27 protein-coding genes are annotated in these 25,547 nt (G+C 62.4%); 3 read left to right on the top strand and 24 right to left on the bottom strand.

The features are described 5' to 3' along the window. Positions 1-8 precede the first annotated feature (8 nt). From DSD28_RS02445 to DSD28_RS02420, 6 genes are all read right to left on the bottom strand, one after another. A complete protein-coding gene (locus DSD28_RS02445; protein WP_119254750.1) occupies positions 9-1,487 on the bottom strand; it encodes an aldehyde dehydrogenase family protein in 1,479 nt (492 codons plus the stop codon). Between the two features lie 106 nt (positions 1,488-1,593). Continuing rightward, complete coding sequence (locus DSD28_RS02440; RefSeq protein WP_119254749.1) at positions 1,594-2,406, bottom strand: amino acid ABC transporter ATP-binding protein; 813 nt, start codon at positions 2,404-2,406, stop codon at positions 1,594-1,596. Continuing rightward, the gene (locus DSD28_RS02435; RefSeq protein WP_119254748.1) at positions 2,403-3,059 is read right to left on the bottom strand and encodes an amino acid ABC transporter permease; all 657 of its coding nucleotides are present in this window, start codon (positions 3,057-3,059) and stop codon (positions 2,403-2,405) included. Before DSD28_RS02435 ends, DSD28_RS02440 begins: the two co-directional genes overlap by 4 nt. Before the next feature lie 90 nt (positions 3,060-3,149). Then, positions 3,150-3,989, bottom strand: coding sequence for a transporter substrate-binding domain-containing protein (locus tag DSD28_RS02430; protein ID WP_119254747.1), 840 nt, complete (start codon positions 3,987-3,989; stop codon positions 3,150-3,152). Between the two features lie 44 nt (positions 3,990-4,033). After that, positions 4,034-5,026, bottom strand: a complete 993-nt coding sequence (locus DSD28_RS02425) for a proline racemase family protein (protein WP_119254746.1) — start codon at positions 5,024-5,026, stop codon at positions 4,034-4,036. After that, positions 5,023-5,709, bottom strand: coding sequence for a GntR family transcriptional regulator (locus DSD28_RS02420; RefSeq protein ID WP_119254745.1), 687 nt, complete (start codon positions 5,707-5,709; stop codon positions 5,023-5,025). Before DSD28_RS02420 ends, DSD28_RS02425 begins: the two co-directional genes overlap by 4 nt. Positions 5,710-6,058: 349 nt before the next feature. Here DSD28_RS02420 and DSD28_RS02415 point away from each other — a divergent pair, with 349 nt between their 5' ends. Together DSD28_RS02415 and DSD28_RS26430 are read left to right on the top strand one after the other, a co-directional pair. Then, positions 6,059-6,292 carry a hypothetical protein gene (locus tag DSD28_RS02415; RefSeq protein WP_245424706.1) on the top strand — a complete coding sequence of 78 codons (234 nt, stop codon included), beginning with the start codon at positions 6,059-6,061 and terminating at the stop codon, positions 6,290-6,292. 100 nt (positions 6,293-6,392) lie between these two features. Beyond that, complete coding sequence (locus DSD28_RS26430) at positions 6,393-6,545, top strand: hypothetical protein (RefSeq protein WP_348627886.1); 153 nt, start codon at positions 6,393-6,395, stop codon at positions 6,543-6,545. A 201-nt stretch (positions 6,546-6,746) separates the two neighbouring features. Here the strand turns inward: DSD28_RS26430 and DSD28_RS02405 are convergent, their stop codons facing one another. Genes DSD28_RS02405 through DSD28_RS02375 form a run of 7 tightly spaced genes read right to left on the bottom strand, consistent with a single transcriptional unit; the run spans position 6,747 to position 12,992 of the window. Continuing rightward, a complete protein-coding gene (locus DSD28_RS02405) occupies positions 6,747-7,796 on the bottom strand; it encodes an ABC transporter ATP-binding protein (protein WP_119254744.1) in 1,050 nt (349 codons plus the stop codon). After that, complete coding sequence (locus DSD28_RS02400) at positions 7,796-8,374, bottom strand: AAA family ATPase (RefSeq protein WP_119254743.1); 579 nt, start codon at positions 8,372-8,374, stop codon at positions 7,796-7,798. Before DSD28_RS02400 ends, DSD28_RS02405 begins: the two co-directional genes overlap by 1 nt. A gap of 6 nt (positions 8,375-8,380) precedes the next feature. Continuing rightward, complete coding sequence (locus tag DSD28_RS02395) at positions 8,381-9,226, bottom strand: class II fructose-bisphosphate aldolase (RefSeq protein WP_162911195.1); 846 nt, start codon at positions 9,224-9,226, stop codon at positions 8,381-8,383. Then, positions 9,223-10,023, bottom strand: a complete 801-nt coding sequence (locus DSD28_RS02390; RefSeq protein WP_119254741.1) for an ROK family protein — start codon at positions 10,021-10,023, stop codon at positions 9,223-9,225. The genes DSD28_RS02395 and DSD28_RS02390 overlap by 4 nt, the downstream gene beginning before the upstream one ends. Next, a complete protein-coding gene (locus tag DSD28_RS02385) occupies positions 10,020-10,838 on the bottom strand; it encodes a carbohydrate ABC transporter permease (RefSeq protein ID WP_119254740.1) in 819 nt (272 codons plus the stop codon). Before DSD28_RS02385 ends, DSD28_RS02390 begins: the two co-directional genes overlap by 4 nt. Further along, positions 10,831-11,715 carry a carbohydrate ABC transporter permease gene (locus DSD28_RS02380; RefSeq protein ID WP_119254739.1) on the bottom strand — a complete coding sequence of 295 codons (885 nt, stop codon included), beginning with the start codon at positions 11,713-11,715 and terminating at the stop codon, positions 10,831-10,833. The genes DSD28_RS02385 and DSD28_RS02380 overlap by 8 nt, the downstream gene beginning before the upstream one ends. An 11-nt stretch (positions 11,716-11,726) precedes the next feature. Then, positions 11,727-12,992 carry an ABC transporter substrate-binding protein gene (locus DSD28_RS02375; protein ID WP_162911194.1) on the bottom strand — a complete coding sequence of 422 codons (1,266 nt, stop codon included), beginning with the start codon at positions 12,990-12,992 and terminating at the stop codon, positions 11,727-11,729. 129 nt (positions 12,993-13,121) lie between these two features. Here DSD28_RS02375 and DSD28_RS02370 point away from each other — a divergent pair, with 129 nt between their 5' ends. Beyond that, a complete protein-coding gene (locus DSD28_RS02370) occupies positions 13,122-13,988 on the top strand; it encodes a MurR/RpiR family transcriptional regulator (RefSeq protein ID WP_119254737.1) in 867 nt (288 codons plus the stop codon). Between the two features lie 181 nt (positions 13,989-14,169). Here DSD28_RS02370 and iolG read toward each other — a convergent pair whose 3' ends face one another. Genes iolG through iolD form a run of 11 tightly spaced genes read right to left on the bottom strand, consistent with a single transcriptional unit; the run spans position 14,170 to position 25,545 of the window. Beyond that, entirely contained in the window at positions 14,170-15,174 is a 1,005-nt protein-coding gene (gene iolG, locus DSD28_RS02365) for an inositol 2-dehydrogenase (protein WP_119254736.1), read from the bottom strand. An 18-nt stretch (positions 15,175-15,192) separates the two neighbouring features. Next, positions 15,193-16,068: an SMP-30/gluconolactonase/LRE family protein gene (locus DSD28_RS02360; RefSeq protein ID WP_119254735.1), complete on the bottom strand. Its 876-nt coding sequence runs from the start codon at positions 16,066-16,068 to the stop codon at positions 15,193-15,195. Beyond that, complete coding sequence (locus DSD28_RS02355) at positions 16,065-16,979, bottom strand: TIM barrel protein (protein WP_119254734.1); 915 nt, start codon at positions 16,977-16,979, stop codon at positions 16,065-16,067. The genes DSD28_RS02360 and DSD28_RS02355 overlap by 4 nt, the downstream gene beginning before the upstream one ends. Continuing rightward, positions 16,979-18,112, bottom strand: coding sequence for a Gfo/Idh/MocA family protein (locus DSD28_RS02350; protein ID WP_162911193.1), 1,134 nt, complete (start codon positions 18,110-18,112; stop codon positions 16,979-16,981). The genes DSD28_RS02355 and DSD28_RS02350 overlap by 1 nt, the downstream gene beginning before the upstream one ends. A gap of 21 nt (positions 18,113-18,133) precedes the next feature. Continuing rightward, the gene (locus DSD28_RS02345) at positions 18,134-18,937 is read right to left on the bottom strand and encodes an ATP-binding cassette domain-containing protein (RefSeq protein WP_119254732.1); all 804 of its coding nucleotides are present in this window, start codon (positions 18,935-18,937) and stop codon (positions 18,134-18,136) included. Positions 18,938-18,948: 11 nt separating this feature from the next. Further along, on the bottom strand, positions 18,949-20,067 hold the full coding sequence (locus DSD28_RS02340) for an ABC transporter permease (RefSeq protein ID WP_119254731.1): 1,119 nt from the start codon (positions 20,065-20,067) through the stop codon (positions 18,949-18,951). Between the two features lie 57 nt (positions 20,068-20,124). Then, positions 20,125-21,060, bottom strand: a complete 936-nt coding sequence (locus tag DSD28_RS02335) for a sugar ABC transporter substrate-binding protein (protein WP_119254730.1) — start codon at positions 21,058-21,060, stop codon at positions 20,125-20,127. Between the two features lie 52 nt (positions 21,061-21,112). Next, the gene (locus DSD28_RS02330) at positions 21,113-21,883 is read right to left on the bottom strand and encodes an HpcH/HpaI aldolase family protein (protein ID WP_119254729.1); all 771 of its coding nucleotides are present in this window, start codon (positions 21,881-21,883) and stop codon (positions 21,113-21,115) included. Then, positions 21,873-22,850 (bottom strand): hydroxyacid dehydrogenase, encoded by a 978-nt coding sequence (locus tag DSD28_RS02325; RefSeq protein ID WP_162911192.1) that lies wholly within the window; start codon positions 22,848-22,850, stop codon positions 21,873-21,875. Before DSD28_RS02325 ends, DSD28_RS02330 begins: the two co-directional genes overlap by 11 nt. A gap of 11 nt (positions 22,851-22,861) precedes the next feature. After that, positions 22,862-23,695 carry an NAD-dependent epimerase/dehydratase family protein gene (locus tag DSD28_RS02320; protein ID WP_162911191.1) on the bottom strand — a complete coding sequence of 278 codons (834 nt, stop codon included), beginning with the start codon at positions 23,693-23,695 and terminating at the stop codon, positions 22,862-22,864. Positions 23,696-23,697: 2 nt separating this feature from the next. Then, the gene (gene iolD / locus DSD28_RS02315; protein WP_119254726.1) at positions 23,698-25,545 is read right to left on the bottom strand and encodes a 3D-(3,5/4)-trihydroxycyclohexane-1,2-dione acylhydrolase (decyclizing); all 1,848 of its coding nucleotides are present in this window, start codon (positions 25,543-25,545) and stop codon (positions 23,698-23,700) included. Positions 25,546-25,547 lie beyond the last annotated feature (2 nt).

The following is a 25,547-nucleotide window of genomic DNA, read 5'->3' as shown; positions in this document are numbered from 1 at the left end:
CGAAGTCCTCAGAGATAGTTGATCCACACGGCCTTCTGCCGGGTGAATTCCTCGATGCCGGCGCGGCCCATGTCCTTGCCGAAGCCCGAGCCCTTCCAGCCGCCGGCGGCATAGGTGAATTCGGGATCGCGCCCGTGCTGGTTGACCCAGACCATGCCGGCCTCGACGGAGTCGGCGACCTTCATGGCAAGCTTCAGGTCCTGCGTGTGGACGGAGGCGGCAAGGCCGTAGATCGGGTGCTGCGCCTCGGCGATGGCCTCCTCGATCTCGTCATAGGTCGTCACCGACATAACCGGGCCGAAATACTCCTCTGTGAAACCGATATTGGCGCGCGAGACATTGGCCAGCACCGTCGGGGCATAGAAGTTGCCCTGGTTGGGACCTTCGAGCCGCGCCGCGCCGGTCAGCACCTCGGCGCCCTGCTTCACGGTCTCCTGCACGAGTTGGTCGATCCGCTCGAACTGCCGGGCGGAGATCACAGGGGCGAAGGTGGTGGCCTCGTCCCATGTGGGGCCGGCCTTGATCTGCTTCGTCCTTTCGAGGACGCGGTCGACCAGTTCGTCCGCGACCAACCGGTCGACGATCAGCCGCGAGGCGAGCGTGCAGACCTGGCCGGCATTGACCATGAAGGCGTTCGCGACGCGCGTTGCCACCGCATCCATGTCACCCGGATTGCGGGTGACGATCTGCGGGCTCTTGCCGCCGAGCTCCAAAACGACGGGCTTGATGCCGGATTGCGCCGCAAGCGTCATGACCGCCGTACCGGTTTTCGTGGAGCCCGTGAAGGAAACGATGCCGATGTCCGGATGAGCGACGATGGCCGCACCCGTCGTATGCCCCCAGCCGTTCAGCACGTTGAGAAGACCGCCCGGCAGTCCGGCTTCCGCAGCGCATTCGGCGAGCGCCAGCAGGCTGTGCGGCGTCAGTTCCGACGTCTTCATCACGACCGCGTTGCCGGCCGCGAGCGCCGGCGCGAATTTCCAAGCGGCGGTGATCATCGGGAAGTTCCACGGCACGATCGCGCCGCAGATGCCGTAGGGTTCCCGGCGCGTATAGCTGAGCGTCTCCGCCTTGGTGGCGGTGACGATGCCTTCCAGCTTGTCGCAGTATTCGGCGAAGTAACGGACGACGCCGGCGGTGCGGATGGCATCGCCGGTGACCGTGCCCGCCACAAGCCGGCTCGAGCCCATGGCTTCCAGGCGGCCGAGATACTCGGCCTTTTCCTCGATCTTCCCGGCGAAGCGGAACAGGACCTTCGCCCTGTCGCGTGGGTTCATTCGCGCCCAGCCGGAGGCGGCGAGCGCGGACTTGGCAGCGGCAACGGCCATCTCGACCGCATCCTTGCCGCCATCAGTGACGGGACGCATCGGCTGCTCATCCGAGGGGCGCAGCACGGCGATCTTCTCACCGGGCAACTCGACGAAGCGTCCGCCGATATGGTGGCCAGAGGGAATGGTGACTGTGTCGGGATTGAAGCTGAGGGACATGCTTTTCTACCTTCATATCTTGCCCGCGACGGGACGCAGGAAACCGTCCGGCCCCAGCGGGCCGGCGCTCTGGATGCGGGTTCGGCAATGCGCCGTTCGTTCCGGATCAGCCGCCTTCGAGGAAGGGGCGCAGTAGGTCGGCGGTCTCGTGGAAACGGCCGACGAAGCTCTTCAGCCGGGGATGGGTCGGTCGCAGCAGAACATCCTTCGGCGGCCCGTCCTCTGCGATGGTGCCAAGGTCGAGGAAGATCACCCGGTCGGCGATCTCGAAGGCGAAGCCGAGTTCGTGGGTCACAATGACCATGGTCATGCCGGTGCGGGCAAGATCGACCATGGCCTTCATCACCTCGCCGACCAGTTCGGGATCGAGCGCGGAGGTCGGCTCGTCGAACAACATGACCTGCGGCTGCATGGCGCAGGCGCGCGCAATGGCGACACGCTGCTGCTGACCGCCAGAAAGCTGGCGCGGATGCTTGCCGACATGCTCCTGAAGGCCCATCTGCGCGAGCAGGTCGAGCGCCTCCTTGCGGGTCACCTCGACATTCGCGCCCTTCACCGTGACCGGCCCTTCCATGACGTTCTCAAGAGCCGTCATGTGCGGGAAGAGGTTGAACTGCTGGAACACCATGCCGGTCTGCGAGCGGATACGGTTCACGATCTTGGACGGCACGCCATTGCCGTCGCGGCCGGCCGGGTCTGCATTGTAGATCGCCTCGCCGCCGATCGTGATGCGGCCTGCGGACGGCATGTTGAGGAGGTTGATGCAGCGCAGCAGCGAGGTCTTGCCCGAGCCGGAAGCGCCGATCAGCACCACGACCTCGCCCTTCTCGACCGAAAGGTCGACGCCCTTCAGTACTTCGCGTTGGCCGAATTTCAGCCGCAGGCCCTCGATTTTCAGAAGCGGATCGGACTTGCTCATTTGACGCGCTCCGAGATGGTTTCCAGCTTGCGCGACAGGAATGTCAGCGGCACCAGCAGGACGAGGAACATGACGCCGACCATGGTGTAGACTTCCATCGGCCGGTAGGTGAAGGAGCTGACATAGCTTGCCTGGTAGAGCAGGTCGGGCACGGTGATCATCGACATGAGGGTTGTATTCTTGATCTGGATGATAGACTGGCCGGCGAGCGGCGGGATCATGCGGCGGAAGGCCTGCGGCAGGATCACGCGGCGCATGCGCTGGCCGTAGGTCATGCCGAGCGCGGTGGAGGCGTCGGTCTGGCCCTTGTCGATCGACTGGACGCCGGCCCGCAGGATCTCGGCATAGAAGGCGCCGGCATAGAGGCTGAGGCCCGCAAAGCCGGCCCAGAACTTGGTCACGGCAAGGCCCGCGAAAATGGGGAAGGCGTAATAGATCCACAGCAGGATCACCAGAAGCGGGATATTGCGGAAGATCTCGACATAGACGCGCCCGAGCACGGAAAGGGCGCGTGAACCGGTGAGCTGGATCAATCCGACGACCAATCCGATCACGAGACCTGCGGCGATGGAGATCGCCGAATAGAACAGCGTGACCAGCAGCCCGTTCCAGAACAACGGCCAGTTCTGCTGAATGACGGAAATATCGAACAAATGCGTGACTCCAGGCTGGTTCGACCGGCACCGCACGGGCGCGGGGTGTGAGGACCTGCCGAACAAGGCGTCGGCAGATCCCTTGGCGGATCAGAAGCTGAAGTTGCTGGGCAGGATCGACAGATCGATGCCCCGGTCTTCCCACGACTTGGCAAGACGCCCCTGCGCAAGACCCAGCGAACGCTGCTGCTGGATCCAGTTGGTCAGGAAGTTGATGAAGCCCGCATTGCCCGGCTTGCGGGCGACGGCCAGCGTTGCCGGATTGCGCAGCATGGGCTCGGGCACCGAAACCTCGCCGTTGACCTGCTTGGATATCTGGAGAACATCGAAGATCGACTGGATCATCGCGTCCGCGCGGCCGGCCTGCAGTTCCATGATGGCGAGGTTGCGATCTTCCACAACGGTAATCTTCGCCTTGGGTAGCAGCGCCTCGGCGACGATCTGCATCGTCGAGCCCTTCTGGACGACGACGGTCTTTTCAGGCGTATTCAGCTCCGCCCAGGTGGCGACCGGCTTGCCCTTCGGCGAGAAGACGCCCCATGCATCCGTGAAGATCGGCTCCCAGAGATAGTCGACCACGAGGCCGCGCTTGGGGTTCGGATTCACGCCGATGGCGACATCGATCTTGTTGGCCTGGAAGTCGGCGGCAAGGTTGCCCCAGGTGGTTTCGACCGGCGTGACCTTGACGCCGAGTTCGTTCGCGACGTCCGTCAGGAAGTCGACGTAGAAGCCGCTCCAGGTGCCGGTGGACGGGTCCTTGATGTAGCCGGGCTCCTCGCCCACCATGACCGGGATCTTCAGTTCGCCGCTGGCGCGGATCTCGTCGATCACCGCCGAGGGGTTTTCCTGGGCGGTCGCCGGGCTCCACGCGGCAACAGCTACCGCCGCCCCCAGGGCGCAGGCCCGGAGGATGTTTCCGAAAAATGACATTTCAACTCTCCCTGATTTCTTTCAACGATTGAGCGCGGAGCGTTTCACCGGCTCAGGAACCCCCCGGAAAGCGGATCACCCTTTTCGAGGTATAGTGTGCCCTGGGAGGCGACATGAGCCTCTCCCCGGACGATGACGGCATAACCCGTCGTACCGCAGGTCTCGCTCTTTTCGGCAAGTTCCGCGGCAAAGGGCACGCCGAAAATATTCTCGGCGCGATAGGTATCGGTCTCCGACAATTCGCCGCGGATCAGCAGCTGCGCCATCCGCGCGCAGGTGCCGGTGCCGCAGGGCGAACGGTCGTACTTGTTGGGCGCGAGCACCAGGAACTGGCGCGAATCCCCCTTGCCGAGATCACTATGGAACAGGACCGAAGGGGCAGGAAGGCCGCGCATCTCGGGCCGTCCGTCCGTGGCCTTCGCGATGGCTTCCTTGATCCTCCAGCCGAGCGCAAGGCCGGCCGAAGCATTTTCGGGGGTGAGCGCCAGCCCCAGCGGGTCGGCCGCCACCATCGCATACCACATGCCGGAATAGAGGATGTCGGTGCGGATCGTACCGAGCCCCGGAACCTCCACTTCCAGTCCTTCGATGCCCATATAGGCAGGCACGTTCTTCAGAGAGACCGCGCCGAGACGCCCCTCCCCGTCCCATTCCAGCCGGACATCGACCACACCGGCCGGCGTTTCCAGCGAAAACCGGTCGCCGGTGGCCGGAGAAATCGCGCCCGTAAAGGCCAACGTCTTGGCAAAGCCGATGGTGCCGTGGCCGCACATGCCGAGATAGACGTAGGACGAGATGAAGATCGCACCGAAATCCGCCACTTCGGAGGAAACCGGAATGAGCCCCACCATGGCGGCATGGCCGCGGGGCTCATGCAGGAGCGCGGGACGGAGATGATCGAAGCGGCGCTCGAAGTCCTCGCGCTTCTCCAGCACGCTGCGCCCTCGAAGCGGCGGAATCCCTCCCAAAACGGCACGGGTCGGATGCCCGGCCGTATGGGTGTCGATATAGGGAAAAGCCGCCTCGACGCCGATCATTTGCGACCTTCTCCGAACTCCGCACGGATCGCGTCTCGCGTCTCGCGCCAGATCTTCTCGATCAGATCGTGCTCCAGTGCGTAGGAACGCTCGGCATCGCCGTCCACGATCGCCTGGAAAACCCGCGCCGTGTCGTCGAAGGAGAGATCCACCACATTCCGGTCGCGCTGGTAGAGGTGATAGCGATAGCGCAATGCCTGCTTTTCCAGCCCCTTGAGCAGCCGGCGTAGCGTGGTGTTGTCAGCGATCTCGTAGATCAGCTCGGAACCGCGCACGTCATGCGTGAAGAAGAGCCGGGCATCGCCGGCCTCCCGCGCCTGTTTCATCCCGTCGAGCACCTGCCAGAGCTGTGCCTTAAGGGCGGCATTAGCAGAGCGAGCCGCCTGCTCGGCCGCAATGGCTTCCAGGGCGATGCGGCAGCGGTAGATCTCATCGAAATCCCGCAACGACATGGGCGTGACCCAGATACCCTTGCGCGCCTCGCGCAGCACGAGACCGTCACGCTCCAGCGAACGCAACGCATCCCGCACCGGAGAGCGACTGACACCATAGCGCTCCGCCACATCTTCCTCGGTTAGCCGCTCGCTCGGCGCGAGTTCTAGGAAGACAATCGCATTCTCAAGCACGGCAACGAGGTTGTCCGCGATTCCAGCCGAAAGCTTGTATGAGTGGCTCATATCCATGCACTCACCATACTGTACTCTGTATACAATGCAAGCTCCTTTTTCGTTTCGCCCTTCTTGGGGCTATCGGGTCCCAGCATTCAATGGCCGCAAAGGATTGCGGCATAATCGAACAGTGAACGCCAATAGGATGAAAACTTCTTATGCAGCGGACTAGCGATTCGAATCGAGCACCGGCTCAGCGCAATGATCGCCCGCTACTGTTGGCATGAGCCATCTCTCGAGAGATGCGAGAATTAATCACAAATCCTCGCTCTGGCAGCCATTGCAGTGATAGCGCTCATTTAAACGCATCATGGTGATGCAGCAAAAGCCGAAGACAGTTTGAAAGAGTTGTTCAGAGATGACTATGCTCACGGAACTCCTGATCAGCGGCGGGACGTACAACTACGTTTGGCCCTATGCCAACGGAAGGGAGATGGAGCAGGTGGTGGAGCCGCTCGTCACGGCCGTGCTGGACGCAGTCCTGAAGGACGACGTACTCTATGAGTACCTCGCGTTGGTCGATGCGATCCGGCTCGGGAACCAGCGGGAAGTTGGTCTCGCGGCCAACCACCTCAAGTCAAGGATCGTGAGCAAATGACGCGATCCGCGCTCAACTGCTGGAAATGATGAAAGCCGTTGCCTCGGCCCTTGGCGAAGACCTCCGCTCGCGCTTGGTCTTCCTTGGCGGAGGCACGCCCGTGCTATTCATCACTGATCCGGTCACGCTCGAGGATGTGCGTGCCACAGACGACATCGACCTGATCGTTGACCTGGCGGGCCTTCTCGCCTGGGCACAGATCCAGGAGGACTTCGACACCGGGGCTTCATGGAGGCCGCTGACGAAGCGGTGAACCGCCTTCGTCGCCTGCTGGAATTCGCCAGCTACCAATGGGCGGCGCGTGCGCGAATGGTGCCAGGAGCACCTGCGCATTATCACCGCGCTCCAGGAGGGCGACCGCTCGCAGCCGATCTGATGAAAGGCCATCTCAAAAGGGCGAAGGCCAGCGCCGAGCAGACGAAGCGCGAAGGATAGGGGAACGCCAGCCGACACCCTATCCAAGCCGCACCCCGTTTGCATCGAAGACATGTCGCGCCTCCTTTCGGAAGGAGACGTGGACTGTCGATCCGATATCGGCATTCGTTCGCTCACGCATGCTGGCGAGGATGCGTTCCCCGGCGATCTCCAGCGACAATACCGTTTCCGACCCCGTCGGCTCGACGAGAAGGACACGGGCCGGAATGCCGGCAGGGTCGATCTCCACATGCTCCGGGCGTATGCCGAAGACGATATCGCCCGAGGCTCCCAATGCGCCTGTCGCCGTCGCGAGGACGGTCCCGTCCCCGGCGACGAGCAATCCCTGCGACACCCTGCAAGGTATGAAATTCATGGCGGGCGAGCCGATGAAGCCGGCGACGAAGCGGTTGACGGGACGGTCGTAGAGGTCGAGCGGACGGCCGACCTGCTCGATCCTGCCATTGCGCAGCACGACGATCTTGTCGGCCATGGTCATGGCCTCCACCTGGTCATGCGTGACATAGATGGACGTCGTCCCGAGCCTCTGGTGCAGGTCCTTGATTTCCTGGCGCATCTGCACGCGCAGCTTGGCATCGAGGTTAGACAGCGGCTCGTCGAACAGGAAGACGGCCGGCTTGCGGACGATCGCGCGACCCATGGCCACGCGCTGGCGCTGGCCGCCGGAAAGCGCGCGCGGATAGCGCGCAAGAAGCGGCTCCAGGTTGAGAATGGCGGCGGCGGAGCGGACCGCCCTGTCGATCTCGTCCTTCGGCAATCCGCGCAGCTTCAGCGAGAAACCCATATTCTCCGCGACCGTCATATGCGGATAGAGCGCGTAGCTCTGGAAGACCATGGCAATGTCGCGGTCGCGCGGTGCGACATCGTTGACGACATTGCCGCCGATCGAGACCGAACCGCCCGTCACCGATTCCAGCCCCGCGATCATCCGAAGCAGCGTCGACTTCCCGCATCCGGACGGGCCGACAAGGGTCACGAATTCACCGTCGGCGATATCGATCGAGACACCGTGGATGGTTTCGAGGTCGCCGAACCGCTTGCGGACGTCGGAGAGGGTTACGCTGGCCATCAGGTTCCACTTTCTTTCTTGAGCGGCACGGCGTTCCCGCCCTCCGCCATATAGGCGACGATCTCTTCGACGATGCCGTCGAGCGCGCCCGTCATGTCGACCCTGATGTGCGGGAGATCCAGCGGCTCGAATTCGCCATGGATGCGCGCGGCCTTTTCCGGGGTGCGCTGCGCCCTGAGGTTCGAGGCATCGGAAAGGCCGTTCTTCAGCCGTTCGCTGATGACATCGAGCGGCGCGTCGCAATGCACCACATGGACGCGCGCATGGTGCCGCTCCGCCAGCGCGACGATGCTGCGAACCTCGTGCGCGCGTGAAAACGGCTTGCCGTCGATGATCAGGCGGGCCCCGTCGTGACGGTGCAGGATATATTGCAGGACGGAAAGCAGCGCATCCGTCCCGACCTGGTTCTGATCGGGGGAATAGTCGAGATAGACATCCGGGAAGATCGCATCCCGGATCCTGTCGCGACTGAGAATCTCCGCACCGATGCGCCGGGCCAGCGCATCGGCGAGCGTCGTCTTTCCGACGCCGGGCAGGCCCACGAGCAGGATGACTTGGGACGCAGGCGCTGCCGGCATGGCTCTTTACTCCGCGCGTCCGTTGGCGCCGAACATCCGCAGGCGGCGGTCGACGGCGATCTCGGCGAGCCTGCGCGACTCCGCCATCGGCTCGCGCGTATCGACCACCGGGTCGGCGACGCTGTAGGCCTTGATCAGCGCTTCGCGGAAGCCGCCCTTGACGGCGGCGTCGATGTTGATCTTGGCGATGCCCGCCTTGACCACGGCGGAAACCGTCTCGGCGGGAACGCTCGTTCCCCCATGCAGCACCAGCGGCATCTTCAGCGCGGCGGAAAGCTGCTCGACCAGCGGCACGTCGATCGGCGCGCCGTCGCCGAGAACGCCGGGCGTATTGCCGATGGAGACGGCGAGATAATCGACGCCGGTGTCGCGCACGAAGGCCACCGCCTCCTCGACCGTCGTCTTGCGCTCGATGACCTCGTCGCCCTCTTCCGCCAGCGTTTCGCCGATCTGCGCCTCGACGCCGACGCCGTGGCGGCGCGCCAGCGCAACGACCTTGCGCACGAGTTCGACATTCTCGTCGTAGGATGCGCTCGACGCGTCGATCATGACGGAATCGAAACCCGCCTCGATGCACATCCGCACCGTCTCGTAGTCGGCGCCATGGTCGAGATGGAGGATGAGCGGGACGGACGTGCGGCCGCGCGCGGCTTTGGCCATGCCCATGAAATAATCGAGGCCGACATGCTTGAGGCCGCCCATCGTGGTGCTGAGCATCAGCGGCGCCCTCGCCTTCTCGGCAGCGCTGGAGATCGCCTGAACGGCCTCCAGGTGATGCGCGTTGAACATGCCCACGGCCCAACCCTCGCGATAGGCCTTGTTGATCCAGTAGGTTGCGCTTTCTCTGATCATGATTGCTCCATCGATAGTAAAAGGGCGCCGCACAGGTTCGGGTCCGCCGCATAACTGCGGACCAGGCGCGGCTGGCTTGCTGCGGGATAGGTGAAGGCCGGAATGAGCGCGGCGAGCCGGTCGAGATCGAACCACGCCTGGTTGAGGGCGCCGCCGGAAAGGATGACGCATTCGGGCTCGACAAGCGTGACGGCATTGCCGATGGACAGCGCCAGGCGCTGAAGAGGCACGTCGCTCGCCGACTTGTCCGCCTGCGCGAGGCCGGAGGCCTCGGTACAAAGGCATCCCTGATGGCCGCAATAGCAGCGCGCGCCGGAGGGATCTACGATCGTATGGCCGAAGGCGTTCGCGCCGCGTCGCGCACCGCGCCACACGCGGCCATCGAGGATCAGCGCATGCCCGATGCCCGTGCCGATGCCGAGATAGAGCGCGGAGGTCGCGCCTGCCGCGGCACCGAGCCGCGTTTCATAGGCAGCGCCGCAGAAGACGTCGGTCTCCACGAGAACGGGACAGGAAAAGGCATCCGCCAGGATCCGGCGCAGCGGCACGTCCTTCCAGCCGAGGTTTTCCGAGGCGAGGAGATAACCCTCGTCATCGACCACCGCGGCGACCGAAACGCCGATCGACTGCGGCCGGCCGGTGCCCCATTCGCGGATGAGGTCGGACAGCAGGGCGACGAAGTCGGCCGGCGTCATTCCGGCCACGCGGCGCGAGCGGTGCTGGTGGCGCCATTCGCAGCCGGACTGCGCGGCCGCCACACGCACATGGGTGCCGCCGAGATCGACCGCATATCTCATTTGACACCCGATGCGACGGCGCCTTCGACGAAATATCGCTGGAGGCAGAGGAAGAAGATCGCGGTGGGCAAGGCGCCGAACACGGAAACCGCCATGACCTCGCCGTACTGCGTGTTGAAGCCGGCCTGGAACGCGGCCATGCCGAGCGGAAGCGTGCGCAGCGTATCGTCGGAGGCGACGATCAGCGGCCAGAGATAGCTGTTCCAGGTCAGGTTGAACGTCAGGATCGCGACCACGCCGGCCGTCGGCAGCACCATCGGCAGGATGATCGAGAAAAGGATGCGCGGCTCGCTCGCGCCGTCGATCCGCGCCGCCTCGATATAGGCGTCGGGGATCGACACCATCGCCTGGCGGAAGATGAAGATGCCGACCACGTTGAAGGCCGTGGGGAGGATCAGGCCGGCATAGGTATTGGTCCAGCCGAAGGCGTGCACTTCGAGGAATAGCGGAATGACGATGGCTTCGAGCGGGATCATCACGGAAACGAGCACGATCATCCAGAAGAGGGGCGCGAGGCCATGGCGGAACTTGGCGAAGCTGTAGCCCGCAAGCGCGCTCAGCAGCACCGTCAGGATCACGGAAATGCCCGAGGCGAGAAGCGAGTTGAGGAGATAGACGAAGAACGGGCGCTGCGAGAAGGCCGAGACATAGTTCCTGAACCCGGCCGATCCGATCGAGAAGAGCGCGGTGCTGAAGATTTCCCGGCTTTCCTTGAGCGAGGAGGACACCATCCACACGACGGGATAGAGCGTGAGCACGGCTCCGAGCAGGAGAATGGCGATGGCGCTGTAGCGCTGGAAGGCGGAGCTAGGCATTGCGGTCCCTCAGAAGCCAGATCTGCACGAGGCTGACGAGGAGGATGCCGCCGAAAAGCACGACCGAATAGGCGCTGGCGCGACCCATATCGAGATAGCTGAACGACGTCTTGTAGATCAAAAGGGTCATGATCTGCGTGGAATTGGCCGGCCCGCCGTCGGTGACGATCTGCTGGAAGGCGAAGGTCTTCAGTCCGTTGACCGTGGACAGCACAACCGCCAGCGCGATGGTCGGCTTCATCGCCGGAAGCGTGATGTAGCGCAGGACCTGGAAGCCGCGCGCACCGTCTATCGACGCCGCCTCGTAATAGTCGCGCGGGATCGCCAGGAAGCCGGCAAGGAAGATGATCATGTAGTAGCTCGCCGCGTGCCACCAGCTCATGATGACGAGAGCGATCGGCGCGTAATTGCTATTGTTGAGCCAGGGGATCGGGCTGCCGCCGAGGCTGGTGACCGCGTCGTTCATCGGTCCGTTGAAGTTGAAGATCAGCTTCCAGACGAGCGCGACCGAGACGATCGGCATGACCGAGGGGATGAAGAGAAGCGTGCGCCACAGCCTGCGGGACGTCCGCACCTGCGTCAGCGCCCAGGCCATCACGAACGACAACCCCAGAACCGGCACGACCGTATAGGCGACATAGGCGATGGTGATCCAGAGCGAGCTCATGAAGGCCCGGTCATGCGGCAGCGCGGCAAAGTGCTTGAAGCCGACATAGACCGGGTCCGACAGGAGATCGTAGTCATGAAGACTGATGTAGAAGGAAAAGAGGATCGGATAGAGCTGGAACAGCAGGATGTAGCCGAGGGCGGGCAGCGCGAAGACGATGCCCCAGACGGTCACGTTGCTCTGCCGGAAACGGCTCTGTCCGATCTTCATTGCTGCGGGCCTTACTTCTGCCGGACGCTGTCGATGTCCTGGGCGGCGTGGTCGAGCGCATCCTTCACCGGGACGCCCTGGGCGAACTGCTCGATGGCGGCCTTGATCGCGTTGCCTTCCTGCGTCCAGGTCTCGGAGCGCCAGACGAAGGAACCGTGCTTCTGGCCTTCGGCGAAGATCGCCGCGCCGCGGGTGTTCTTCGCCGTCTCGCTCTCGGCCCAGCCCTTGCGGCCCGTGACATAGCCCGTGGCGGCAAGGTAGCCCGCGCTGTCGGAGGTCAGGAAGTTGAGGAACTCGAAGGCTTCCTTCTTGTGCTTCGAGCCTTCCGTGACGGCCAGCGCATAGGAGTTCAGGAGCGTCTTCGGATTGGCGGCGTCGAGCTGCGGAAGCGGGGCGACGACATATTGCTCCTTGACCTCGTCGGAGAACAGCGGCGGCGCCCAGATGCCGGCGATCGCTATGGACTGGCGGCCTTCGCTGAAGTCCTGCAGCGCGTTGACCGGATTGACGGTCGCCATGGTCGGCCCGCCGATCTTCTTGTCGATCAGCGCCTGCCACGTTTCGGTGAAGGCCTTGACGCAGGCATCCGAATTGATCGTCGCCTTGCCGTTCGCATCGACGACATCGCAACCATATTGCTGGAGGATCGGCCAGTATTGCTGGGCATACCAGTAGGGATCGAGGTTCCAGACCCAGTTGAAGCCGAGGCGCGAGCCGTCTTCCTTCGTCAGCTTTGCCGAGACGTCGAGCAGGTCGTTCCAGCTTTTCGGCCAGTTCGCCTCGTCTTCCGCATCGAGGCCGATCTCCTTGAAATGCGCCTTGTTGATGAAGAGCGCCAGCGTGTTGAACTCTTCCGGAACGCCGTAGACCTTGCCGTTGATCGTCAGGCCGGAGAGGGCCTGGGGCTGATACAGCGACTCGAGCTCGGCGGCGTCCTTCACGCCGAACGCGGCATTGTCGACTTCGGCCAGAATGCCGCGGCCGGCATATTGCGGGAAGAGGTAGTCGAGAACGTTGACGATGTCCGGCGCGTTGCCGGCGGCGATCGCGGCGAGCAGCTTGACCTCATAGTCGCCATGCGGGTCGTCATGCAGCTTGATCGTGATGTCGGGATGCTGCGCGGTGAATTCGGCGGCCTTCTTCTCGATGAATTCGCGTGCCGGCGGGTAGGTGTGGTGCCAGAAGGTCAGCTCGACGGCGGCGGCCATGGACGATGCCGACAGGACGGTCGCAGCAGACAATGCGGCAATATATGCGGATTTCCTGATGAAATTCATGATTTCCTCCATTGCTGACGGCCTCACTCCCGAGCCGTCCTCCGTCTTTTGCCTACATGACAGTTTATGTTTCGCAAAATGTTTTTTTATGCAATTTATGAAGCATAATGCGTCAAAAACGAGGGTAAAATGACCTCCACAGGGGATTCTCTGCTCCACCGCGTCTCGCGCATGGAGTTTTCGGCCGCTGAAAAGCGCGTCATCGAGCTCTTGCTGAGCATTGCCGAATATGACGTGGCGGGCCTGCCCTCCTCGGCCATCGCCGAACGAACGGGGACGAGTCGCTCGACGGTCGACCGGCTCTGCAAGCGCCTGGGATATAACGGCCTCAAGGAGTTGCGCCGGGCGCTGCTTCAGGAAAGCCGCAGCATGCAGGGGCCGGTCTCGACGCATGTGGTGTCGGACGCCATCGCCCATTCCGACAGTTTTGCGGAAATCGCCTACAAGGTATTTCACAGCGCGTCGGTCCGGGCCCTGCGCTTTGCCGATCTCCTGTCCCATTCCACGGAGCTCGACCGGCTCGTCAATGCCATCCGCGACGCGCGCAGCGTGCAGGTCTTCGGCGTCGGCGCCTCGGCGGTCGTGGCGCTGGACCTGCATCAGCGCCTGATGCGTCTCGGCATACGCATCGCATTCTCCGAGGACCATCACAACCAGATCGCCGGCGCATCCCTGATGGAGCCGGGCGATCTGGCGATTGCCATTTCCTATTCCGGCCGGACGCGGCCGACGCTGCACGCTGCCCAGATCGCCAGGACGCGCGGCGCCACCCTCGCCGCCGTCCTCGGCGTCTCCACCTCCCCCCTGGAAGCCATTGCCGACATCCCGATAATCACCCCGCCGGGGATCAACCTGTTCGGCGCGGACGCCGTGATGACACGCGCGCTGGAGATCATGTTCAACGAGGTGCTGTTCCACTGCCTGGCGTTCGGCAACGAGAAGATGATGCAGAATGTGTCAAGAATCGAGGACGACCTGCGGGATGAGCGACGATAATTCTTATTGCTCCATGCACGCAACCAGGCACGAAGCGTTGATTCACGCTCTTGAATAGATTCGAACTGAAGATCGTGCGCCCAAACATCTAAAAGTGACCTGCGTCTTGCGAGGCGAGCAATCACAATCGCCCCCTCCCAACCGGAAGAATGCGGTCGAGAGGGATGCCATAGGTAGGGCTTCAGCTTCCCAAGTCGATCCGCACGAGTTCCCCACTCGTCATCGACCTGCGTGCGGCATCTGCCAGCAACACCGCGTTCCGTCCACTCCGAAAATCAGATTCAATCTTCCGGCCATTCGAAACCGCATCCACGAAATAGTTCAGTTCAGTAGCATAAGTCGGGAGGTAGCGTTCCATGAAGCTTGGGAGCAGGGTGTCGCGTGCCCCCGTATTGGCTGCTCCGAAGCGCTCAACACCTGTCTTCAGAAGGTTGCTTGAAGTGACCATTCCTTTGGAGCCAAACACTTCGACACGCTGATCATAACCGTAGACAGCCCGGCGACTACAATCGATGCGGCATATGGCGCCATTCTCAAAGCGTATCATGACGTGAGCCGTGTCGGTGTCGCCGAGTTCGCCGATGGCCGGATCGACCATGTTGCTGCCCATCGCGCAGAGCTCCAGACGCCCTATTGCACCTGTCAGCCACAAAGCCATATCGAAGTCGTGGATCATCTGGTCATGGAACTGGCCCCCGGACACAGCGATGTACGAGGCTGGCGGCGGTGACGGATCGCGGCTGATGATCGTGACGACTTCGACGGAACCAACCTCTCCGTCCAGTACGGCCTGCTTGACTGCCATGTGGGTCGCATCGAACCGTCTCTGGAAGCCGATCATAATCGGCACGTCGCAGTCCTTGATCCGATCCGCGCAATAGTCCACGCGCGCCAAGTCGAGGTCAATCGGTTTCTCGCAGAGGATCGCCTTGCCAGCCCTGGCCGATTCGACGATGAGATCGACATGCGTGTTCGTCGCGGACGCGATGATGACCGCGTCGACCGATGGATCATCGAGGGCAATACGGGGTTCGGCGATGGCCTTAGCCCCGTACCGTCCCGCAAGTTGTCGGGCGCGCTCCAGATCGACGTCACAGACATATTCCAGCACGGCCGTGTCGTGCGCCGCCAAATTCGCTATGTGCTGCGCGCCCATGCGACCAGCACCGAAAACACAAAACCTCATAGGACTTTCCTCGTAGATCTATATTGCAGCAAGACGTTGCGGGGGACCTGGCACTTTGACCTGGACCGAGAACAACCCGCCAGCAAAGGGAGCCGCGCGAAGCTCCTCGGCGGTGTGCATCACGCGAAGCGTCGTCGCAAAAAGGGTCTTCCGATCCCTCCCCCCGAACGTCACGCATGTCGGCCCCTTTGTCGGAAGCTGAACCCTTTCCTGCACGACACCTTCCTGACTGATGCGAACAAGGCATCCGCCCCAGACGCGGGCATTCCAGTAAGCGCCCTCAGAGTCGACCACCGCACCATCAGGTCGACCATCGGCAATGTCGAGTCCCGCCAGCGGACTGATTTCGCTGAGGTCTCCCCAGCCGGAAGTACCGATCTGGAACCGCCGGATCGTCCCTTCCGCGGTATCGGCGAAATACATGAGGTCGCCTGACGGCGAGAACGCGATTCCGTTGCTGATCGTGACATCGGACAGTAACTTACTGACCTTGCCTTCTTGAGAGCAGCGATAGAGAGCCGCGACGGGCTTGCGGTCTCGCTCGTCGAACGTCCCGAACACTACGCCGCCGAACGGATCAACGGCGGCATCGTTGACGCGGGTCTGGGGTAGATCCTCTTCGATGACGGAGATCGTCTCGAAGGACTTGAAACCGGCATCGCTGATGGCCACCCGCGTTGCCAGCCCAACCACGAAACCCGGCTGCTTGCGCGGCAGGATGAAACCGGCACGCTCCGGAAGCGGGAAAACGGTTACAGTCCCATCCCCGCTTAGCCGATAGATTCTGCTTTCAGCAATATCGGTCCAATAGACGCACCCGTCGCGATGATCCCAGACGCAGCCTTCGCCAAGGGTATTCTTGCAATCGACAATGCAGGATGCCTCCATCGTCATCCCCTTACCGAGGAGGACATCCCGATCGAAGCGAGATAGTCAAAGCTTTCCCGCGCATTGCTCAACGGCGATGCATCCCCCGTCGGATCGACGTCCTGCTCGACGACCGCCATTCCGCGATAATCGATCGCTGTCAGAGCATCACGAACGGCGACAAAATCGACGACCCCCTTGCCCAGTGGGCAGAAGATGCCGCGGGCAATCGCGTCGAAGAAACCAGTTCCATCGGCGATGCAGGCCGCGTGGACCTGCTTGTCGATGTTCTTGAGGTGCATGTGACCGATACGGCTGCCATATCGGCGGATGAGGCCAATCAGGTCGATACCGGCATAGGCGGAGTGACCAGTATCGACGCAAAGGCCGACAAGATCGTCGGGAAGATCGCTCATCGCACGATCGAGCTCGTCCTCATACTCGACATAGCAACCTGCATGAGCATGCAGATAGGACTTCACGCCGTAGTCGTTCCCGGCGATCTTCGCGAGCTCGACAATGCGGCCCATCATCGCCTTCCATTCATCTGCAGAAAGGCGGGGAGCATCGCCCGATCTGCCGGCATATTTTCCACGCTCGTCCGAAACGCGATCGATGATCACGAGACGGGGAGCACCGAGATCCTTCAGGATGGCGCAGGTTCGGCGCGTCTTATCGACGACACGTTCAAAGGCGCGGGGATCTGTCAGCGGATCAAAAAGGCCGCCTGCGGAAAGCACGAGATTGCGCTTTGCAAGCTCGTCCTTGAGCTGGGACGGATCGGTCGGGAAATAGCCGACCGGCCCGAGGTCGATCGCGGAAAACCCTGCCGCGGCCGCTTCGTCGAGAACCTTCGTCCAGGCGGGGTTTTCGGGGCGGTCGGCGAAATCGACGCCCCAGGAGCAGGGAGCGTTTGCAAGCCGATAGGCAACGGGCATCAGGCGATCTCCTCGGTCTTGACCCACCGGCCTTCATCGGCCGAAACCAGCACCGCCTCGACAACGCGATCGACGATGTAGCCGAATTCGAAATCCGCGACCCATCTCTTGCCCGCCGCGACGGATTCGATGAGCCGGCGAGCCTCGATGATCTTCAGGTCGTTATAGCCAAGCGGATTGCCCTGAAGGCCGAAAAAGGCGGCATAGTCGGGATGCTGCGGCGCGACCAGCACGCGCTTGTATCCGCGCTCCGCGGGATCGTCGGTCACGCGATAGAGGTTGAGTTCGTTCATCCGCTCCTGGTCGAAGAAGAGGGCGCCCTTGGTGCCCTGGATCTCGTAGGAGAGGTAGAGCTTGCGGCCGGTCCCGATACGGCTTGCCTCGAGATAGCCGGAGGCGCCGTTCTTGAAACGGCAGATGAAGTGCGCGAGGTCGTCATTCTCGACGGCGCGCTCGACACTCTTCGCATCACGCCGTTTGGCGTGCAGCACCTGACGCGCGCCGCTGACCTCGGTGACCTCCCCGACGAGATAGTGCGCGAGGCTGAGGACGTGGCTTGCCATGTCGCCCAGCGCCCCGGCCTTGCCCGCCGCTTTCGCATCGGTCCGCCAGGTGAACGGGAAGCTTTCATCGACCATATAGTCGTTGTCGAACGTGCCGCGGAAATGGAATATCTCACCGAGCTCACCATTCTCGATCAACTGGCGAGCATAGGCTTGGATGGGACTGCACAGGTAGTTGAAGCCAACGACGGTCACGACGCCGGCCTTTTGGGCGGCCTCATGCATCCGGCAGGCTTCGGCTGCCGTATTCGCCATCGGCTTTTCGCAATAGACATGCTTGCCGGCGGCGATGGCAGCAAGAGCGATCTCAGGATGAACATCGTTGGGCGTCGTGATGTCGATGACGTCGATGTCGGGATCATTCACGATGCTACGCCAGTCCCCTGTATGGCGCTCAACTCCGAAGCGCCCAGCGAATTCCTTCGCCGCCGCTTCGTTGACGTCGGCGACCGCGGCGATCTTCAGGATAGCCGGGTCGGTTCCAAATATCCGCGTGGCATTTTCGAACGCGGCGGCATGGGCGCGGCCCATCCAGCCCGCGCCGATAAGACCTACTTTAATGACGGTCACTTCTTGTCTCCGTATGACGTATCAGATTGTTCCACCAAGCTCGTCGGAAAGGGTCTGCAATTCCTTCCCGCCGGCCATCAGGTTTTGCAGCTCGTCGATCGCGATTTCGTCCTTCTTGAAGATGCCGAGCGTTTTGCCGCGATTGAGGACCGTGAAGCGGTTCCCGACCGCATAGGCATGACGAACGTTGTGCGTGATGAAGATCACGCCGAGGCCCTTGGATCGGACGGCATCGATATATTTAAGGACCATGGAGGTCTGGGCGACGCCAAGCGCCGAGGTCGGCTCATCGAGGATGAGCACCTTCGCGCCGAAATAGACCGCCCGGGCGATCGCGACGCACTGGCGCTCCCCGCCGGACAAGGTGCCGACGGCCTGATTGGGATCACGCACATCAATGCCGATCTTCATCATTTCGTCATGGGTGACCTTCTCGGCGAACCTTGCGTCGAACCAGGAGAACGGCCCTATGCGCTTCATGGGCTCCCGGCCCATGAAGAAATTCCGGCTGACCGACATCAGCGGGATCATGGCGAGATCCTGATAGACCGTCGCGATGCCGGCATCCAGCGCGTCTCGCGGGCTGCCGAATTCCACAGGCTTGCCGTCGACAAGAAATTCGCCCGACGTCGGCTTGTGCACGCCGGACAGGGTCTTGATCAGGGTCGACTTGCCCGCACCATTATCGCCCAGCAAGCAGAGGACCTCTCCCGGGTGCACGCTGAGCGAAACGCCGTTCAGTGCGATCACCGGCCCGAAATGCTTCACGAGATTCTTGATCTCGATGAACGGGGTCGTGTTGTCAGAGTTTTGACTGTTCAGCATGGACGTTCTCCTCAACGCTCGCCGGTTACGCGCTTGCGGATGATGTTGTTGAAGAGGACGGCAAGGAGAAGCATGCCGCCGAGGAACACCTGATACCAGTCTTGGTCGATCTGCGTGTAGGTGAGACCGATGAGGACCATGCCGAAGATGATCGAACCGAAGAATGCGCCGATTGCCGAACCGTAGCCGCCGGTGAGGAGGCAGCCGCCGATAACCGCGGCGATGATGGCCTCGAATTCCTTCTGGAAGCCGCGTCGGGCATCCGTCGATCCGGCGTCGAGCACGGTCAGGATGGCGACCAGGGCCGCGGCACAGGCGGTCAGAATGAACAGGATCGTCTTCACGCGGGCAACCGGCACGCCGGAATTGCGAGCGGCATTGGCATCACCACCCGCAGCGAAAATCCAGTTGCCGAAGCCTGTGCGCACGAGCAGGTATGTCGCTCCAAGCGCAATGGCCAGGAACCACAGGAGTTCCACCGGTACGCCGGGGACAGCGGGGCTACCGTTGGGGAACTTCGTGATGAGATCGTTGTCGGCCAGATACTGGAAAAAGCCCTTGAACGCATCGCCCGAGAAGAAGGGAACGAGCGGGCTATCCGCGGCGGCTTCCTTGATTCCTCGCATCTGCGTCGCGCCGCCCGTCACCCATTTTAGGCCGACGAGGGAGAGACCGCGAAGGATGAACAGGAACGCTAGCGTCACGATGAACGACGGCAGGCCGGTCCGCATCACGATCTGAGCGTTGGTTATACCAAGCAACGCGGCAACAGCCAGCGTCAGCAGAATCGCAACGCTGAGCGGCAAGCCCCAGGCCACGACGGCCGCGCCGAAAACCATGCCGCTGAAGGCGATCATCGAGCCGATCGACAAGTCGAACTCGCCGCCGATCATCAACAGGGCAGCCGCCACTGCGAGAATACCGAGCTGGGCGGCCGGCGCCATGAAGTTCATCACGCCAGCCAGCGTGAACATCTGCGGGCTTGCGGTCGTGAGGAAGAACACAAGCACGAAGGCCAGGCCGGCCAAGGCACCAAGTTCCGGCTTCCGGATCAGGGATGCCATCAGCGAAACGCGGATCAATCGCTCGTCTTTAGCCCCGCCTTCGGGCGCCTTGGATACGTCTACCATGTCACTATCTCCCGATCGGGCATGGATAGCTGCACGCTATCCATGCCTCGATTTCTGCTATCGGATGGCCTTCTCGGAAAGCTCCAGGACCTGCGGCGCTTCCTTCGCGGTGATGAACTTCGGTCCGCTCTCGATCAAGTCGTTGGTCGGCATCAGACCGTTGCGGATGTAGTTCGTCAGCAGGACGGTGCTGAGATAGCCGTGGAAATAGGGCTGATGCTCCACGGCGAACTCCGCCTTGCCGTCGATGATGGCCTGGAGGAAGCCCGGCGACAGATCGAAGGAGACTACCTTCACGTCGGTCCGTCCGAGGTCCTGAACAGCGGCGACCGCAGGCTCACCGGCCTGGCCGGCGCTGAGGCCGACGACGGTATCGATCTCCGCGTCGCTCGACAGCGCCGCGGTCACCTTGGACTTCACTTCCTGGAAGTCGTTGGACGTCGGCAGGATCGTGACCGCGCCGCCGAAGCCGTCGGTCACGCCGCGGCAACGGTCATCAAGAGCGGTGTTGCCGACCTCGTGATTGATGCAGATCGCCTTCTTGGCGCCGAGTTCCTTCAGCCGCTCGCCCACGCGCTTGCCGGCCGGATATTCGTCCTGACCGATATGGATGAGCGTGCCGAATTCCTTGGCAACCGTCGCACCGGAATTGACGGAGATGACCGGGATGCCCGAGGCGACCGCGCTCTTGATCGCGTCCTTGAGGGCATCCGCATCCGGGATCGTGACGATGATGCCGTCCGGCTTCTGGTTGACGGCGGAGGTGATGAGTTCGGACATGCGGACCATATCGAACGTCTCCGGCGCGATATAGTCGAACTTCACGCCCATCTGCTTGGCCGCCGTATCGCCGCCGTTCTTCACGATGTTCCAGTAGGGATCGTTGGCGAGCCCGTGGCTGATCATGATGAGGCGCTCTTCCGCAAAGCCGCTCGTGACGGCGCCGACGAGTGTTGCGCCCGCGAGAACTGCAATTTTCAGGAAATTCTTCATTCCATTCTCCTCCTCTAAAGATGACGCTCCCGCATCATCGGTTGCTCCGCACCTATTTGCGGTCACTCACACGGGCTCCGGTCGCTTCCGCAATCAGAGCCGATTTCAGAAGATTTGCGTCGCTGTTCGGCACGACGAAATCGAAGCCCTCGCCGCTGCGCCGCGCCGCGACCGCGCTCGACGGGCAGAAGATGCCGGCATGCTTTCCGTGCGCCCTGGCAGCGGACAGGCAGCGAAGGATCGCTTCGCGCACGGCCTCATCGGTCGGGTCGCCAAGCGTACCCTTCCCCATCGCCAGGCCGAGATCGTTCGGACCGACGAAGATTCCATCAAGCCCGTCGATCGCGAGGATCTCGTCGAGCGCCTCCAGCCCCTCGCGCGTCTCGATCATGCCCAGGCGGACGATCGAGGCATCGGCATGGGCGAAATAGTCGGCGCCGCCGTAGAGTAGGCCGCGCGCGGGGCCGAAGCTGCGGTTCCCAAGCGGCGGATATCGCGTTGCGGCAACGAAGGCTTCGGCTTCCCGGGCGTTGTTGATCATTGGGCAGATGATCCCGAAAGCGCCTGCATCCAGTGCTTTCATGATGGCTGCCGGATCGCACGACGGAACACGGACGATCGGCGTCGCGGGCGTTGCCGAAATCGCCTGCAGCATTGCGATCATCGTCTGTACGTCGGTCATCCCGTGTTGCAGATCGACCAGCACGCAGTCATAGCCCGACCAGCCGGCAATCTCCGCCGTGTAGGCGTTTCCGATCGACAGCCATGCAGATACGACAGCCTCGCCTTTTGCCCAGACATCGCGGATATTGTTATTGCGCATCGGCGGCCACCTTCAGGACTGCGCGATTGACGACCAGCGCCGGATCGAGGTTGCCATCGAGACCGGCCAGCGCGTTGCGCGCGGTCATGACGCCCATGGCGACAAGGGATTCCTCCGTGAGCGCCGCCGAATGCGGGCTCAGGACAACACGTCCCTCCGAAATCAGCGGATCGCCGGACGGAAGAGGCTCGACGGCGAAGGTATCGAGCCCTGCGGAGCGGACGTGACCGCTCTTCAGCGCGTCCACGAGTGCCGCTTCGTCGACGATGCCGCCCCGGGCCGTGTTGATGACAATGGCGCCTCGCTTGAGCGTTCTCAGCGCCTCCGCGTCGATGAGGTTTCGCGTGGCCTCCGAGAGCGGAATGTGGAGGCTGACGACATCCGCCGCGGCAAGCCCCTCCTCGAGCGTATCGACGAAGGATGCGCCGGCAAACGCCGTGCGCGACGCGAAGGGGTCGCGGACCAGGATGTCCATTCCGAAGCTCGCTGCCCGTTTCGCGACCTCGCGTCCGATCCGGCCGAAACCGACCAGAAGAAGCGTGCGGCCGCGAAGCTCGACACCGAGCAGCCGGGAACGAGCTGCGAAGTCGCCATTACGAACCGCGGCATCCAACTGAACCCCTGCCCTCGCGGCTGCCAGCATGAGGAACATGGTCTGCTCGGCAACGGAGATCGCGTTCACATCGCCGACGACCGTCACCGGAATGCCACGCGACGTGCAGTAATCGATGGGGATGTTGTCGTAGCCGACGCCGTGCCGGGACACGACCTTGACCTTCGATGCCGCGGCAAGGACCTCCTCCGGTAGCGGTGCATCGCGCACCGTGATCGCATCGGCGTCGACAACATGCCTCAGCAAGTTGTCTTTCGAGAAATCCGTCACGACTTCATACGACACGTCACTGCGCTGGTCGAAAAGGGCGAGCGCTTCGGCTCGAAGCGGCTGTATCACGACGATTTTCTTCAATGTTCCCTCCCTCACCAGCGCTTTCCAACGACTGGCACTGCGACACCCAATGGCATCAGCTTCTCGCGAATCCGGGCGGCCCGATCTTTCAGACGGCCCGTTAGAGTCATGTGTGGTCGATGACGCTCGAAGGGCGCATAGCCGATCGCCCGGTGAGCCTCTTCCAGGTTCCAGCGCATGCCATCATTGCGGGAGACCACATTGATCGCGTGGAAGCCGGTAAAATCGACGGTCGCGGATTTGACGACGGCCTGAGCCCAATCATCGTTGCCGAGCCACATCTGCTGGCCCCAGAGCCCGAAGGCCATGTGCGGACCGGGTTTGTTTTCTCCGGGCTGGCAGTAGCCGATCCGCAGCGACAGAAACGCCATGCCTGTTTCCTCGCTGACCATCCGGCCATAGCGCTCGATGAAGAGCTTTGACGCGCCGTAGGGATTGACCGGCCGAGGCTGCAAGCCAGCCGTCAATTCTTCACTGCGGAAGCGATACCCGCTGAGAACCCAATTCGAGCTGGCAAAGACAAACCGTTTCACGCCTCCGCTGCGCGCCGCCCGGATGACATTCAGCGCGAGATCGACATTGAGCTGCATGACGCTATCCCAATCGCCGGCCGCACGCGGATCGGCCGCGAGGTGAAGCACGGTGTCGATCCCACCGAAATGCGTCGCCCAGCTATTGTCAAAGACCTCAAGGTTCGCGGTAATGACTCCCGGATCGTTCCCGCCGTTGCGCCCGATACGAGTGAGTTCGATGCCCTCGGTCGCGTTGAGCGCGACGGTCGCCTTGTGCCCAAGATTTCCCGTCGAGCCCGTCAACAGGATGCGCCGTGTCGCGGGACCCGGCATGTTCAGACCCCTTTGCGCTGATGCTTGCGCTGTCCTTCTTGAGCGTCGCGGGCCGCGGCAATCGAGGCACGATCCGTCACTTCGGGCATCCCGACATCCCACCACGAACCGCCATCCATCCATTCATAGGGATGCGTGCGAAGGGCGATGACATAGGTTCGGTCGCTCGCCCGGGCGCGGGTAAGCGCGGCCTCGAGCTCGGCTATCGACGTGACATTCTCGGATTCCGCCCCCATCGACCGCGCATGCATCGCGAAATCGATCCGCGGCACGTCTCCGACATGCTTCGACGAGGCGAGCAGATTGTTGAACTCGGCGCCGCCCTTGCCGGTCTGCAACCGGTTGATGACCGCAAAGCCGCCATTGTCGCAGACGATGCAGATGATCTTGTTGTCGGTCAGGACCGACGAGTAAATGTCGGAGTTGAGCATCATGTAGGAGCCGTCGCCCAGCATCGCGATGATCTCACGCGTGGGATTAGCGATCTTCTGGCCGTAGGCCCCGGCGATTTCGTAGCCCATGCACGAGAAGCCGTATTCGGATTCGAATGTCCCAATGCCGATCGACTTCCATGTGCAATAGAGTTCGCCCGGCAAGCCGCCGGCGGCGGACACGATCACGTCATCCGCCTTGGCGCTGCGCTGGACCGCACCGATCACCTGCGGATAGTTCGGGAGTTCCTGGTTCGTCGGGCCGCTTCGGCTTTCGATGACCGCATCCCAAGCCGCCTTTTCCTTCACGGTTTCTTCGCCCCAAGCCGCCGGAGCACGCCAATCGCCGAGCTTGCCAGCGATTGCAGCCAGCGACAGCTTTGCATCCCCGACGACCGGCTGCGCCATGTGCTTGTTCGCGTCGAAGCGGTTTGCGTTGAGCGAAAGGAATTTGACATCCGGATCGCGGAAGACGCTCCACGAGCCCGTGATCATGTCGGCCATGCGAGTGCCGATCGCGATCACCAGGTCGGCCTTCTCGCCGATATTGTTGCCGGCATTGCCGCCCATGACGCCGATCGAAGCGAGATTGAGACGATGCTCATGGAGCAGTGCCGACCGCCCCATGATGGTTTCCGCGACCGGAATGCCGAAGCGATCGCTGAAATCGGCAAGCTCGGATGTCGCGCCGGAATAGTGCACACCACCACCCGCGATGATCAACGGACGCCTCGCGGCGCGGATCAGTTCCACAGCCGCCTCGATCTGGTAGTCGGCCGCCGGATAGCGCGGAATGCGATGAACACGCTCGGCAAAGAAGGATTCTGGATAGTCGAAGGCTTCGCCCTGCACATCCTGGGCAAGCGAGATCGTCGCCGGACCGCAGGCAGCGGGGTCGAGCATCAAGGCGACGGCCTGCGGCAAGGAGGTAAGAATCTGCTCGGGCCGGGTGATGCGATCGAAATAGGACGAGACGGCTTTGAAGGCATCGTTCGTCGTCAGCGACATATCGTGGAAGTGTTCCACCTGCTGCAGGACCGGATCGGGCAGCCGCGAAGCGAAGTTGTCACCGCACAGGAACAGGACCGGAAGACGGTCGGACATCGCAACGCCGGCGGCCGTGACCATGTTGGAGGAGCCCGGCCCGACCGAGGCGGAGCAGACATGGATCTGCTTGCGCCGACGAGCGCGGGCATAGGCGACCGCTGCCAGAGCCATCGACTGCTCATTCTGGCCGCGATAGGTCGGCAACACGTCCTGAACCTGCTCGAGCGCGGAGCCGAGGCAGGTCACGTTGCCATGGCCGAAAATCGCGTGGACGCCCGTGAACAGCGGGAGGATTTCGCCTTCGTCCTCGATCTTCTGTGCGACCAAAAACCGGACGATTGCCTGAGCAAGCGTTAGCCGAACCGAACCCATCT

This window comes from Shinella zoogloeoides (genome assembly GCF_003574625.1).
In the GTDB taxonomy this organism is placed as follows: domain Bacteria; phylum Pseudomonadota; class Alphaproteobacteria; order Rhizobiales; family Rhizobiaceae; genus Shinella; species Shinella zoogloeoides_A.
This window is presented reverse-complemented; position numbering and strand designations above follow the sequence as displayed.

Excerpts from the sequence above, each read along its gene's own strand:
- DSD28_RS02345 (WP_119254732.1), bottom strand. The coding sequence starts at position 18,937 with ATGCTGAACAGTCAAAACTCTGACAACACGACCCCGTTCATCGAGATC.
- DSD28_RS02385 (WP_119254740.1), bottom strand. The coding sequence starts at position 10,838 with ATGCCTAGCTCCGCCTTCCAGCGCTACAGCGCCATCGCCATTCTCCTG.
- DSD28_RS02335 (WP_119254730.1), bottom strand. The coding sequence starts at position 21,060 with ATGAAGAATTTCCTGAAAATTGCAGTTCTCGCGGGCGCAACACTCGTC.
- iolD (WP_119254726.1), bottom strand. The coding sequence starts at position 25,545 with ATGGGTTCGGTTCGGCTAACGCTTGCTCAGGCAATCGTCCGGTTTTTG.
- iolG (WP_119254736.1), bottom strand. The coding sequence starts at position 15,174 with ATGAGGTTTTGTGTTTTCGGTGCTGGTCGCATGGGCGCGCAGCACATA.
- DSD28_RS02390 (WP_119254741.1), bottom strand. The coding sequence starts at position 10,023 with ATGAGATATGCGGTCGATCTCGGCGGCACCCATGTGCGTGTGGCGGCC.
- DSD28_RS02340 (WP_119254731.1), bottom strand. The coding sequence starts at position 20,067 with ATGGTAGACGTATCCAAGGCGCCCGAAGGCGGGGCTAAAGACGAGCGA.
- DSD28_RS02440 (WP_119254749.1), bottom strand. The coding sequence starts at position 2,406 with ATGAGCAAGTCCGATCCGCTTCTGAAAATCGAGGGCCTGCGGCTGAAA.
- DSD28_RS02355 (WP_119254734.1), bottom strand. The coding sequence starts at position 16,979 with ATGCCCGTTGCCTATCGGCTTGCAAACGCTCCCTGCTCCTGGGGCGTC.
- DSD28_RS02360 (WP_119254735.1), bottom strand. The coding sequence starts at position 16,068 with ATGACGATGGAGGCATCCTGCATTGTCGATTGCAAGAATACCCTTGGC.
- DSD28_RS02405 (WP_119254744.1), bottom strand. The coding sequence starts at position 7,796 with ATGGCCAGCGTAACCCTCTCCGACGTCCGCAAGCGGTTCGGCGACCTC.
- DSD28_RS02395 (WP_162911195.1), bottom strand. The coding sequence starts at position 9,226 with ATGATCAGAGAAAGCGCAACCTACTGGATCAACAAGGCCTATCGCGAG.
- DSD28_RS02445 (WP_119254750.1), bottom strand. The coding sequence starts at position 1,487 with ATGTCCCTCAGCTTCAATCCCGACACAGTCACCATTCCCTCTGGCCAC.
- DSD28_RS02370 (WP_119254737.1), top strand. The coding sequence starts at position 13,122 with ATGACCTCCACAGGGGATTCTCTGCTCCACCGCGTCTCGCGCATGGAG.
- DSD28_RS02430 (WP_119254747.1), bottom strand. The coding sequence starts at position 3,989 with ATGTCATTTTTCGGAAACATCCTCCGGGCCTGCGCCCTGGGGGCGGCG.
- DSD28_RS02375 (WP_162911194.1), bottom strand. The coding sequence starts at position 12,992 with ATGAATTTCATCAGGAAATCCGCATATATTGCCGCATTGTCTGCTGCG.
- DSD28_RS02420 (WP_119254745.1), bottom strand. The coding sequence starts at position 5,709 with ATGGATATGAGCCACTCATACAAGCTTTCGGCTGGAATCGCGGACAAC.
- DSD28_RS02415 (WP_245424706.1), top strand. The coding sequence starts at position 6,059 with ATGCTCACGGAACTCCTGATCAGCGGCGGGACGTACAACTACGTTTGG.
- DSD28_RS02425 (WP_119254746.1), bottom strand. The coding sequence starts at position 5,026 with ATGATCGGCGTCGAGGCGGCTTTTCCCTATATCGACACCCATACGGCC.
- DSD28_RS02320 (WP_162911191.1), bottom strand. The coding sequence starts at position 23,695 with ATGCCGGGTCCCGCGACACGGCGCATCCTGTTGACGGGCTCGACGGGA.
- DSD28_RS02400 (WP_119254743.1), bottom strand. The coding sequence starts at position 8,374 with ATGCCGGCAGCGCCTGCGTCCCAAGTCATCCTGCTCGTGGGCCTGCCC.
- DSD28_RS02330 (WP_119254729.1), bottom strand. The coding sequence starts at position 21,883 with ATGCGCAATAACAATATCCGCGATGTCTGGGCAAAAGGCGAGGCTGTC.
- DSD28_RS02380 (WP_119254739.1), bottom strand. The coding sequence starts at position 11,715 with ATGAAGATCGGACAGAGCCGTTTCCGGCAGAGCAACGTGACCGTCTGG.